Source organism: Leptospiraceae bacterium (genome assembly GCA_024233835.1).
Lineage (GTDB): Bacteria > Spirochaetota > Leptospiria > Leptospirales > Leptospiraceae > JACKPC01.
Genome location: JACKPC010000002.1, coordinates 775,173 through 787,435, shown reverse-complemented (window position 1 = coordinate 787,435; position 12,263 = coordinate 775,173). Strand labels below are relative to the sequence as shown.

Sequence of the window (12,263 nt, the reverse complement as noted above, 5' to 3'; positions counted from 1 at the left end):
TTTTTTATGTAGAAATAATGAATGGAGCTTTAGTTGAAGAAATGACGGGAAAAATCCCGCCAAATAATATATGATCTTAAATAGCCTGTAAGGCTTTTTCGTAGTCGGGTTCTTGAGTAATTTCCGGAACCTGTTCGGTGTACTTGACAATTCCCTTTTCGTCTAAAACGATGATACAACGGGATAGAACGCCGGCAAGGGGGCCTGTTGAAATGCGTAGACCATAGTCATTTCCGAAATTACGATTGCGTAATTCACTCAGACTATCTACATTTTTAATTCCTTCCGCTCCACAGAAACGACTATGGGCAAAAGGCATATCAGTAGAAATGCATAAAACGGCTACATTATCTAAAGAACTTGCTTTTTCATTGAATTTACGGACGGAAGTTGCGCAAACTGCTGTGTCTACACTCGGGAAAATATTCAGAATTAACTTCTTTCCTTCATAATCTTTTAATGAAACATCACTCAGATTTACTTTTGTTAAAAGAAAATCAGGTGCTTTTGTGCCAATAGCAGGTAAGTTTCCTGAGGTTTGTATCGGATTTCCTTTAAGTTTAATTTCAGCCATTTAAAAACTCCTTTAGTTTTCAATATTTTTGTGATTTTATCTAAAGTCAAGCTATAGCTAGTAAAATACTTTTGTGCTTGAAAAAAGACTTGAGTGAAATAGTGTGATAGAAATTTCTATAACCGTTTAGGAGAAAGTATATGTCTGTATCAAAGCTCTTTTTTAAATTTTTGAGTATTTTTATCTTGCTTTTTCATTTGCAATTTGCAATATATGCAGATTCTTATCATAATCTAAACGTTTTCATTGGTGAGAGGGCTTCCGGTTTGGGGGGAGCTTTTACTGCGATATCAGATGATCCTTCAGGTACATATTATAATCCTGCCGGACTTGCTTTTGCGTATGAGAACTATGTATCCATTTCAGCAAATACTTATAAACGAACTTCTAAAACCTATGAGAATGTATTTGGTCCCGGTCAGAGCTATACTCGGAACTCAAATACTTTTTCTCCCAACTTTTTTGGTTCTATTAAAGCTATTGATAAGTTAAAGGTAGCTTTGTCGATAGTAAGCCCGAACAATGAAAGCTTTGATCAATCCAATGAAATCTTTATGCCCTTATCTTTACCTAATTTAAGTAGATATAGAATTGATTATTCTGAAGAAAACAGTTCTTATCTGGTGGGTCCCAGTGTTGCTTATCCCTTTACCACCCGATTCTCTCTGGGTGCAACTCTTTATTATATGTATGATACAGCCAAAATTTCCAGCACACAATTTGTAGAAGGATATAATAAATCTTTCAGTAATATTAGCGTTCGAGATAGAAGAAGAACTACGGGTTTTGTTCCGATTATAGGAACCCAGTATATGGTTACCGACAAGTGGTCACTGGGGATGAGTATGAAGTTTACGAAAGTTACCGGTAAGGAAAGGAGTGTGGTGGGCCAGACTTCCAGTTCAGCTTCTACAACGGTAGATAACACAAGTATTTCGAATGTTACTGATACTATGGGTGGACAATGGCAGGGTGGACTCGTTTTTGTGAAACCGGGTGAAAGCGGTGGAATACCGGAAACAACAGATATTCGATTAGGAAGTGCACACTTCATCAGTCAAAATTTAATTGTTGCTTATGACATGATTTATACTACAGGCTATAGTAAAAAACAGGATAGAACTCAGATAGAAATTACTCAACCTTATATTTTTCTTACTGAAAATGAAAATCATGATCTCGAGAGAAAAGCAACCTTAAACTATTCTTTCGGAATTGAATATTTCTTAATCGATACGATTGCCTTTCGTCTGGGATATTATACAAATAAATCCAACCATAAAAAGATTGATTGGTTGAGAGCGGCAGCACAGATGTATGCAGCAGAAAATAAAGCAAATGCAGCTGTTATATCCTATAACTCTCCGCAGGTATTTTATTTACCATACAATCTAAATCCTCCTTCAAGGTTTGAGCATACAGATAATAGGGGGCTTACCCTCGGTTTGACCTGGGCTTCAGCTAAATCATCTATTACTTTTACTTATGTTTTAGAAAGAGGACAGGGAGGAAGCCAGATCAATACCAGCCAGCTTCCGGGAGTTTTGAAATACTATAGTTCTTCTTTTTACCTGGTAGCCAGTACACGCCAATAACTTTATTCTCCGACAGGCGAGTTACTGCTAGCTCGCCCGCTTCCCCAAAAAATAATGTTTAACTCGGGAATCACTTTATTCCAAAATAGTTTTACCTGATTCATCTGCATGATGAATGGTTACGTATTGATTGGGAATTCCAATTCCTGCTTCAAATAGAGTTTTCTTAACTTCCTCTCTGATAAACTCTCGAACAGGACGAAAATTTTCGCTGGTCGTCCAGATACATAAGGAAACGGTAACGGTTGTTGGAGTGAAATCACGAACAATTACTGTTGCTTTGGGTTCTTTCAAGCAAAGAGGATTTCTGTCAGGTATCGACAATAAGATTTTCTTAATATTATCTAAATTTTCTTTAAACGCGATCATAACCTCTATGTCAAGTCGACGAATTGGAAAATAGGTTAAGTTAATCACTTCGCTTTTAATAATGGTTTCATTGGGGATTCGAACAAAACGATTATCATAGGTTTTTAGTTTAACAGAAAGCGTATCAACTGATAAAACCTGACCTTCTATATCTTTAATTCGAATTACATCATTTACTTCAAAAGGTTTCTCGATAATTAAAAAGAGTCCGCTAATGATATTAGAAACACTGGTCTGAGAAGCAAAACCTACAGCAATTCCAATGATGCCGGCGGCACCTAAGAGAGGACTTAATTCAAAACCCAGTTCTTTTAGTACGCTAATGATAAGGATGACGGAGCCAAGGTAGTGTACGATTTTGCCACCTATCATCCCTCTCTGTGCATTAAACTTTCCTGTTAAGTATCTTCTGAGCCAGTTACCAAAAAATACAATAAAAGGGAAACCCAGTACAATAAGGGCAAAGGTTCGGATGAAAGAAGTAATTTTTATATTAGACAAATACTTTATAAGAAAATCCATTTATATTACCTTTATAAACTCATTCAATTTACTAATATCCCATTTACCGCGGGAAGAGCGTGCTGTTGTGAGGAGTGAATAGCCTTGAATATCGGGCTTACTAATGCTGTAGTTATAATTTTGTTTAAAATCAACACCCTGACTATAAGTGATTAAAACTTTACTGGAGCGAAGCTTTCCATCTTTTTCATAGATTTCTATATTAGTTGTTTCTAACTTAACTCTTTCTAAGATTACTTCATCTGAGTTCTGGATTTCTTCTATGAATATATCCAATTCACAAAGAATTTCGTGACCGACTTCTACTTCATGTTCCTGAAAGGCAATGTTGGAGGGTAGCCAATAGCAAAGTTCTCCTTTTTGTTCATTCCCGAACCAGGTATGTGACATTTGCCTGTCTGGGATCTCACAGAGTTTACTTTCCTGCTGATTTGTTGTTAAGATCTTACAAAAGGGAGGTAGATTCAGAAAGAGCTTAAGTTTCGCTCCTTTCTTTAGACGTAAGGCTGAATTAAATTTTATAACAAAGGGATACATCGGAAAATCGGGTTTACAGATGATAGAGTTTACTTTTTCAACGAAAGCAAACGATTGGTAGGCTATGCTTTCTGAATCTTCTTTTTCTAAGCCTTCATTAAATGTATTATAAACTCGAATAGTTCCCTCCATTTCCTGTAAGAAAATGTTAGTTTTCCCAAAAGAAAGATACAGAGGGTTTCGAGAGAGAACATACTTATGGTTCCATTCTAAACGGTTCATAGCATAAATACCTTTTATACCAGTTCTTCAATGTTTTAATTCTTTACAATTTTAAATTTTTTTTACGAAAATAATTTTTTCTTGCTCTCTATTAATTTATATAATAGTCTATGGACATGAGAGGAAATATGAAAGTTATTTTTATAGCTATCTTTATAGGTTTATTTCTGCAATGTGCTGCCGGGATGAAGCTGGAAAAAAACGGTGCTGAAGATTCTTACAGAAAAGATGTGGAAGAAATGAAGCCAATGCCGGAAGAAGCTGCTTCCGGAGTCTCTGATTCTGAGTCAAAGTCACTTGAACCTTCTAAAAAAAAAGAATCTGCTAAAAAGCCCGGTGGAAACGCATCCGGTTTAAAAGCAGGTTTTGCAGATGATAATAAACAATTTTCTTATTATCAGGACTTTGTGAATAAGAATAAAAATTATATCCAACACCTACCTTTAAATACCTCAGAAAGAATTCATTTTATCATAAAAAATAAAAATGATAGGTCTGTTTTCGGAGCAAGACTTAAAGTTTATGCCGGTGAAACTTTACTGGAAGAAGGTAAAACCCACACAGATGGTAGCTTTAATTTTTATCCATCTCTGTATTCTCGTTCCTATAAGTCGTATACTGTAAGTGTATCTTATCAACAAACAGAAGATCGCTTAGATTTTTCCAGGGATGGAAAGCGAGAGATTGAGATGAAGCTAAATACATCTTCTGTATCCGATATGAATCCGGCTATGGATATATTATTTATATTTGATACTACAGGAAGTATGGGAGAAGAAATCGAGCGGCTAAAAAATACGATTGAGATTATCTATCTAAACTTAAGTGCTTCCAAGCAATTGGGAAAACTTCGCTTTGGAATGGTTTTATATAAAGATGTGAATGATTCCTACAGGACAAAGGTGATTCCTTTAACTTCTGAACTCAGAAAATTTCAACACGAACTGGATAAGGTTACAGCCGATGGAGGAGGAGATATCCCGGAAGATTTGCAGCAGGCAATGGATGATAGCATACGTAAAGTAAACTGGGATGATTCGGCTATAAAACTATCTTTTATTATAACCGATGCTCCTCTTCAACTTCGTTATAAAACCGATTATACATATATTCAAGCTATAAAAGATGCTAAGAAAAAAGCCATAAAATATCACAGTATTGGTACCGGAGGCTTGCCATTAAGCGGTGAATTTGTGTTGAGACAGATTTCTCAGTATACACAGGGACGCTACATTTTTCTTACTTATGGGGAAAAGGGAGAGAGTGAAGGTGGGCAGGTCGGTAGCGTCAGTCATCATACCGGGGCTAATTATAAAACCGATAAGTTAGAAAGTATTATTATGGCCTTTGCCAGAGAAGAGTTGAAAAACTTAAGTGGTAAGAGTGATGATACGGGAGAGTATTATAGTGCAGTTCTTCAGGAAAATGATAAGAAAGAAGATGTGCTCGAAGAAGTTTTCTCTAAGGGAATTAACCAGTTGATTGATTATTCTTCTGTAGCTATTCCCAAAGAAACAAAAGTGGCTATACTACCACTGCATCCTTCTGCCGATAAAAATTCAGAATATTTCACGGAAAGAATTTTATTGAGTATGCGAAATTCAGGAAAAATGCAAATAATAGAACGCTCTCAATTAATCCAGATTTTAAACGAGCAAAAGCTTTCTTTGAGTGGAGTGATAGATGAGTCAACCGGGGCCAAGATAGGGAAATTATTAGGTGCGGACGTCCTTTTACTCGGAAAGGTATATAAGAAAAAGAAAGAGTATGAAGTTTTTCTTAGATTTATAAGAACTGAAACCGGAGAAATTCTATCTGTAACTCGTTTGGTTTTAGATCAAAAATTGGGACTCTAAAGTGATATAGTAAGCGATCTTTCGGAGGAATGTATTAGTAAAACACAATTTGGTTTCTACCCTTGTTTTTTGCCATATATAACCTCCTGTCGGATAAATCAATCAGGCTTTCAATTGAAATATGCTGAATATCGGGATCTATAGTATCACAGATTCCGCAACTGAAAGTAAACTTGATATTATTACCATTATAGGAAAAAATGCTAGAACGAACTTTTTTTAAAATACCTTCTATTCTCCCGGCTGTATCTTTTTTTAAACTATTAAATGTAATAATAATGAATTCTTCTCCACCATATCTACCTAATAGATCATATACACGAATATTTTCAGAAAGGATGGTGGTGAATTGCTTGAGTATATAGTCTCCCGCCAAATGACCGTAGGTATCATTTATATACTTGAAGAAGTCGATATCCAGGATTGATATTGAAAAAGGAATTTTATCACGTTTAAATTTTTCTATTTCTTTTTCCAATCTTTCATAGATGTGTCTTCTGTTGTAAATGTTGGTTAAGGGATCTCGAATAGATGATTCTTTTATAATGTTTTCCATTTCTTTTTTTTGAGTAATATCTGAATGGATTCCATACATCATGAGAGGATTTCCATTTTCATCCCATTCAATAACTTTTCCCCGATCATGAATCCAGATCCAATTTCCGTTTTTATGTTTCATTCTACATTCGAGATCATAATATTCACTAAGCCCTTGAAAATGTTTTTCTAATGTAGTACGGGAGATCTTTAAGTCTTCAGGGTGAACAAATTTATACCAGGTATCAATAGTTGTGGGTTTTAATTCTTGTAAGGTATATCCAATAATTTTCGCCCAGCGTTCATTGAAGGTAACTTCACCTGTTTTAATGTTCCATTCCCAGGTACCGAGTCTTGCTCCTTCAATGATACTTAGTAGTCTCATTTTTTGTTTATTGGATAAATTTTGAAGATATTTTTGATGGGTGATATCTACCATTACAGTTAGAAAGTATTTTTTTCCCTGACTTTCTATGATTTCTCCGGAAAATAAACCTTCAAGTATTTGATTATCTTTACATTTAACCTGTATCTCTTGATTATATATTGAGCCGAATTTCGCCAGTTCATCTGCAAGCTTTTGTCTTTTTTCTGACTGGACAAATAATCCCAGGTTAGTACTGGTTTCTCCAATAATTTCATCTTTGCTGTACCCGAGTTTTTCGATAAAACTTTTATTTACATCCAAAAACTTTTCATCAGGAACATTGCTGACAGCCATAAGGGCCGGGTTATTCTCAAAAAGCTTTGTGAACTTTTGAAGTGCTTCTTGCTCCCTGGACAAATCTTTAGATAAACCAAATATACAGTCTTTATTATTCCATTTACCCATCCAAACACGGGTTTCGACCGGGATAATACGACCCTTTTTACTCTGAACTTCAAGAGGGCAATAATCAAGCTGTTTTTCAAACATTGCTTGTAGAATTTTAACAGCTTCTTCTCGTTTATGCACCGGATGCAACTCAATGATTTTCATTTGTAATAGTTCTTCAATGGAGTATTCCAGCTTTTTTATAACGGCACTATTTACAGAGATGATATTTCCTTCTGAATTTCCAATGATAACCATATCTTCGATAGTATTATAGTAGTTTTCGAAATTCAAATTTTGCTCTTCAAGCTTTTTTTGAATATTATGTTTAGAAAATATATTAGAAAAAATTTTGGAAGTAGAAGATAATAAAAATAGCTTATCTTGATCCCATTTCTGATTAGTCTTGCTTTCTTCAAAGAAAATAAATCCATTAATTTCTTGATTTGAATGTAAAGGATAAATTATAATAGATGTTATATCTCTATATTGAAAAGTCTTGTATAAATTTTTAGGTAGATTTTGGAAATTATCAGAGATGATGTGAATATTGGTATGTAATAGTTCTTTTATGGAACAAATATCACTGTAAGAGAGAGGTCGAATTTTTGAGTCTATATTAGGGGAATTCCAGGAAATATGCGTATAGCTTGGTGTATCGTCCGGATTATCAATATAAATATAGGCTCCGGACATTTGAGTGTGAATACAAAGTAAGTTAAGAATAGAGTCTACCTGAAAATAAATGTCATTCAAATTTGTAGCTAACAAAGCTATTTCAGAAAGTAATTCAAGGCTTTTCATTTAAAGATCCTTTCTTTGAACTGAAAAATCATCCTACAGTAAAGACATCAAGCACAGTAAAAAAATCCAATCATTAATTGAGTAAAATGAAATTATTTTTAATAGTGATTAGATAAAATACATTATAAAATAGCATAAAGAGTATTATTAAATATATTTTTCGGTTGTTTGTTATTCACTAGCTTTTTTTATAGTAGGAGAGTATACTCTTTTGTGAAGGATATATTATGAAAGTTATAAAATATTTAATTTTTCTGTTATTGCCAATATCATTGTTTTCTAATGAACTGAAAATAAAAGAGGGCTATGCCAGTTACTATAATGATAAGTTGCATGGAAGACCTACCTCAAGTGGTGAACCCTATAATAAAAATGATAGAACAGGAGCTCATTTAACCTTACCCTTTGGAACTTTCCTGAAAGTCACAAACATAAGCAATGGAATGTCCACCATAGTTCGAATCAACGATAGGGGTCCTTTTCATAAATCCAGAATTGTCGATGTGTCAAAAAAAGCTGCCGAAGAGCTGGATATGATTCGAGCCGGAAAGATAAAGGTGCGAATCGAGGTTGTAAGTAAAGAAGAAGCAACTTCTACTTCTCCAAAAAGTGAAACTGTAAAACCCCAGGCAGAAAAAGACAAAAAACCTTCCACAGGGAAAAAGAAAAGTTCGGGAGACGAGTTCTCTGAATTTTCAGACACAGAGGTTGATCCTTTTAAGGAATTTGAAGAAAGTCTGGGTCTGGAAACAGGTAAAAAAGAAAAAGCAGTTAAGGTAGAAAAAAAATCGACTTCCGATAAGACTTCTAATTCTTCTCAGTCTTCAACTGTAAATTCTAAGTCCATTTTTGATGAAAAGGGAGTGGATATTGGAAATCCGGGTTCAGTTGCCGATTCGGTAGAAGAAGTGGAAAATACAAAAAAAGAAGAGAAAAAAGTCGTGAAGGAGAGCGAGCCTGTTAAGAATGAGAAGAAAACTACAGTTGTAGAAGAGAAGTCTACAGAAAAAAAAGAACCACCGGTTGAAAATAAATCTGATGAAACAAAAAAAGACAATAAAATTAGTTCAGAAGATATGAGGAAAAATACATCTATTACAGCTTTTTTAATCCAGGTTCTTGTTTATACCGACAGGGAAAAGGCAGAGAAATACGCTGATGAATTACGTTCCTGGGGATATAAGCCGGTCTATATTCAAAAAGTAATTATTGAGAATACAGATTATTACAGAATTCATATATTGCAATATCCCACTATTCGAGAAGCCCGGGTAGACTTGAAGAAATTGCGGACAAAAGGACTGAAACCGGTTGTAAAACGCTACCAGTTTATCTGTAAATAAGTATTAAAAACTTGACTTTTTTAATTTCCTTTAAATCATGGTGAATACGCGAGTGTGGTGAAATTGGTAGACACGCCAGATTTAGGTTCTGGTGCCATACGGTGTGGGGGTTCAAGTCCCTCCACTCGCATTTTCACTTTTTCTTTCCTTTACTTTCCCTAATATCCTGCAAGTGTTTGATTCTCTTTTGCAATAATTGAATTTTCTTTTCCAGCTTCAAAATGCGAGAATTCATCTTAATAATGCGTTTGTCTGTTACTTTTTTGGATTTATAAGCATCATCAGAGCTTTTCTTGCGAATGGTTTTCTTGGTGTTTTCACTTTTATTTACAGTTTTTTCCCTGGCGTATAATTTTGCCATACGATTGATAACCTTTGGATCTGTTGAATACACCATTTTTCTAACATTCTTCTTTTCAAGAGTCAGGGTTTCTCCGCCGCTTCGAAGTTTTATGATTCTTGCATCATGGTCAATAATCTGACCCTGAAAGTAGGTGCCATCTTTCATAAAAATTGTTTCAGGATATAAATTAAGATAAGTGAAAATAAAAATGAAAAAAAATACTTTATAATTCATAGGTTTTTTATCCTTTCCTATAGGCTGATTTATAAAAAAATAGACTCAAGTAATTTTTATTTCAGTTAAGCTTTTGAATTAAATTCTCGCTCTCCTCTAAAAGTAGTTCTACCTCTTCCTGGTTTGTAAAATAGCCGGTAGAAATTCGAATGGCTCTCAGGGCTTCTTCTTTTTTGAAACCCATTCGTAAAAGAGCCGGAGAGGCTTCCCGGGAGCGAGACTTGCAAGAAGAGCCATTGGAGATGATGATTCCTTTGGCTTCCAGGCCCATCATAAAAAAATCAATATCCTCTATGGGAAGAATACAGAGGCTTGTGGATGCAAGTCTATCTTTGCCCTTTCCTATGACTATTCCTCCCAACCGGGTAAGTTTTGTTTCAATTTGTTGCTGGTATTTCTCTAAACGCTTTAATATTAGATCTCTTTCCGACTCATATTTTAGAGCTACTTCCTGCAAGCAGTGGATGGCAAAAGAGTTTTCTGTCCCGGCTCTGTGTCTATTCTCCTGGTTTCCACCGGAAAAAATGGCCAGACCTTCTTTTAAAAAGGAAGCAGATAAATAGGTCCCGCTGACTCCCATCCCTGCACCTATTTTATGACCGCTGAAGGAAAATCCACTCAAAGACTCGTAGGCTACCGGAAGCTTGGCAAAAGCCTGTGCGGTATCGGAAAAAATCGGAACTTCGTATCTACTGGCTAATTGATAAATGGAATTCCAATCCGGAATGAAGCCTGTTTCATTCGAAGCATAAATCAGAAAAAGGGGGACTCTGGATTGTTTTAAGGTATCTTCTATAAAATCGAGAGAAAAGCTGCCGTCCTTATAGGCGGGTGGAATAATGGCTTCGATATTATAGCTTTCAAGGGCTGCATAAACGGACGGATGCTCGAAAGGAGATACAATGAGTTTATTTGTAAAGCAGGGGCTATGTTTTAAGCAATGAACTAAAAAGTAATTGGCCTCAGTTCCGCTCGAAGAAAAAACAAAACCGCTCGCTTCTTTTTTGCATAAATGGGCCAGCACAGCTCTTGTTTTTTCGATAACATTTTGTCTTTCGAGGGAATAGCGACTCGGTCCGGATGGGTTGCAATAATTGGATAGGTATTCTTTGAGCTTATTTTGAAGAATATCCGGAAAAGGAGGATGGCTGGCATTATAATCAAAATAAGACCTATTCATTCTCAGGGTTGGTTTGCTAACTCCGGTTTCCCAATCTGAATATAAGCTTCTTTTCGCAAATTATAAAATTCATCCAGTAAATTTTTATCTGCAAAACCCTGACTCCTTCCATCTACTGTTTCTAGTAATCTTTGGGCTTTAAAAAGCTCCTTCAGGGCTTTCCGTCCTTCTTTTAACTGTAAATATGCCCTGGCAATTTTTAAATTGGATTCAAAAATTCTTCCTTTAATGAGCAGATTTTTATTCAGGCTATTTTGCTGGATAAAATTTTTACTAAAAGACGCAGAAGCTTTGAATTGTAAAATAGCAGTTTGAAAATAAGATGGGTCCTGTTTGGCTAAAGAGAGCAGATTATCCCCCCATTTGAAGCGGATACCGGATTCTAACCATTCATCCCCTCTGGAAAAGAAAACCATCCTCTGGAAAAACTTATTGGATTCATAGGGAGAGGCATGACGAAAATTACTGCCGGCAATAAGATACTGAAGACTTTTTAAATATTCATTAACCTCGAGGTCTTTTCGAATAGAATCATTGCTTTTGATGGCGTTCCAGGTAATCAGATTGGTTTGTAGTTCGGTAAGACCGGTCGGTAGTTCTTCCTTATCTGTAATAGTTTTCTTTACGTATTCTTCTGTATTGAATATAAAAAATATTCTCGCTTTAAGCCCTTCAGCCTCCCTACAGGCAGCTCTTGAACTCTGTTCAATTCGGGAAATAGGCATGGAGCTGGGTCCGGAATAGTTCATCGCCCGTTTATAATAGTCCAGGGCTTTTAGCACTCCATTGATGTGCTTTCTCCAGTATGTTCGGGGTTGAATGCCGATAGCGAGGGGAGTTCTTTCTAAACGGATAGAATTCTGTTCGGATTTTTTTTCCTTGGACCAGTGCTCTGTTTTTTCGTGCCAGCTTAAATCCTCAAAAGGTCTTTTTTCCTTTGTTACAGTCTGGTAATAAGCACAGGCTCTTGTCATGATTTGGTAATGATTTTCGATTATACAGTTTTTTTCTTTCTCTGAATCGGGATTCTTGCAGTTTTCTTCTAAAAAATTATCTTCAAGGGAGGAAAGTAAGAACTTATCCCCCTTTTCTACAAAATTTCTCATGGTATAAGGGGAGTAACTCGGGCTGGAGACGAGATTTGTATACCAGTGGTAGATATTATTTCTATGGAAATAGACCCAGGGTAGGGTGATAAGCCAAAAAAGCAAAAGTGCAAGAATATAAAACTTTCTTTGTCGAATAATGGTTAACAATGCCAGTTCCCAAATGTAAAGATTACTCCATATATCGGTTTATTTCAGGAAAAGACTAAGGCTTTCGAACTGAGTCT

10 protein-coding genes and 1 tRNA gene are annotated in these 12,263 nt (G+C 35.6%); 4 read left to right on the top strand and 7 right to left on the bottom strand.

The features are described from left to right. Window positions 1–76 precede the first annotated feature (76 nt). Window positions 77–574, bottom strand: coding sequence for a thiol peroxidase (tpx, locus tag H7A25_12725; GenBank protein ID MCP5500763.1), 498 nt, complete (start codon window positions 572–574; stop codon window positions 77–79). A 140-nt stretch (window positions 575–714) separates the two neighbouring features. Here tpx and H7A25_12720 point away from each other — a divergent pair, with 140 nt between their 5' ends. After that, window positions 715–2,169, top strand: a complete 1,455-nt coding sequence (locus tag H7A25_12720) for a hypothetical protein (protein ID MCP5500762.1) — start codon at window positions 715–717, stop codon at window positions 2,167–2,169. A gap of 75 nt (window positions 2,170–2,244) precedes the next feature. Here H7A25_12720 and H7A25_12715 read toward each other — a convergent pair whose 3' ends face one another. Together H7A25_12715 and H7A25_12710 are read right to left on the bottom strand one after the other, a co-directional pair. Beyond that, window positions 2,245–3,060 (bottom strand): mechanosensitive ion channel family protein, encoded by an 816-nt coding sequence (locus H7A25_12715; GenBank protein MCP5500761.1) that lies wholly within the window; start codon window positions 3,058–3,060, stop codon window positions 2,245–2,247. Continuing rightward, on the bottom strand, window positions 3,061–3,819 hold the full coding sequence (locus H7A25_12710; GenBank protein ID MCP5500760.1) for a hypothetical protein: 759 nt from the start codon (window positions 3,817–3,819) through the stop codon (window positions 3,061–3,063). A 128-nt stretch (window positions 3,820–3,947) separates the two neighbouring features. Between H7A25_12710 and H7A25_12705 the strand changes: the two genes are divergently transcribed. Beyond that, complete coding sequence (locus H7A25_12705) at window positions 3,948–5,675, top strand: VWA domain-containing protein (protein MCP5500759.1); 1,728 nt, start codon at window positions 3,948–3,950, stop codon at window positions 5,673–5,675. 34 nt (window positions 5,676–5,709) lie between these two features. Here H7A25_12705 and H7A25_12700 read toward each other — a convergent pair whose 3' ends face one another. Beyond that, on the bottom strand, window positions 5,710–7,830 hold the full coding sequence (locus H7A25_12700) for a diguanylate cyclase (protein ID MCP5500758.1): 2,121 nt from the start codon (window positions 7,828–7,830) through the stop codon (window positions 5,710–5,712). 227 nt (window positions 7,831–8,057) lie between these two features. Between H7A25_12700 and H7A25_12695 the strand changes: the two genes are divergently transcribed. Both H7A25_12695 and H7A25_12690 read left to right on the top strand, forming a co-directional pair. Next, window positions 8,058–9,173: a septal ring lytic transglycosylase RlpA family protein gene (locus tag H7A25_12695; GenBank protein MCP5500757.1), complete on the top strand. Its 1,116-nt coding sequence runs from the start codon at window positions 8,058–8,060 to the stop codon at window positions 9,171–9,173. 48 nt (window positions 9,174–9,221) lie between these two features. Beyond that, a tRNA-Leu gene (locus tag H7A25_12690) sits at window positions 9,222–9,303 on the top strand. 3 nt (window positions 9,304–9,306) lie between these two features. Here H7A25_12690 and H7A25_12685 read toward each other — a convergent pair. From H7A25_12685 to H7A25_12675, 3 genes are all read right to left on the bottom strand, one after another. After that, on the bottom strand, window positions 9,307–9,750 hold the full coding sequence (locus tag H7A25_12685) for a hypothetical protein (GenBank protein ID MCP5500756.1): 444 nt from the start codon (window positions 9,748–9,750) through the stop codon (window positions 9,307–9,309). Window positions 9,751–9,811: 61 nt separating this feature from the next. Further along, window positions 9,812–10,930: an aminotransferase class V-fold PLP-dependent enzyme gene (locus H7A25_12680; GenBank protein MCP5500755.1), complete on the bottom strand. Its 1,119-nt coding sequence runs from the start codon at window positions 10,928–10,930 to the stop codon at window positions 9,812–9,814. Between the two features lie 2 nt (window positions 10,931–10,932). After that, window positions 10,933–12,186, bottom strand: coding sequence for a hypothetical protein (locus H7A25_12675; protein MCP5500754.1), 1,254 nt, complete (start codon window positions 12,184–12,186; stop codon window positions 10,933–10,935). Window positions 12,187–12,263 lie beyond the last annotated feature (77 nt).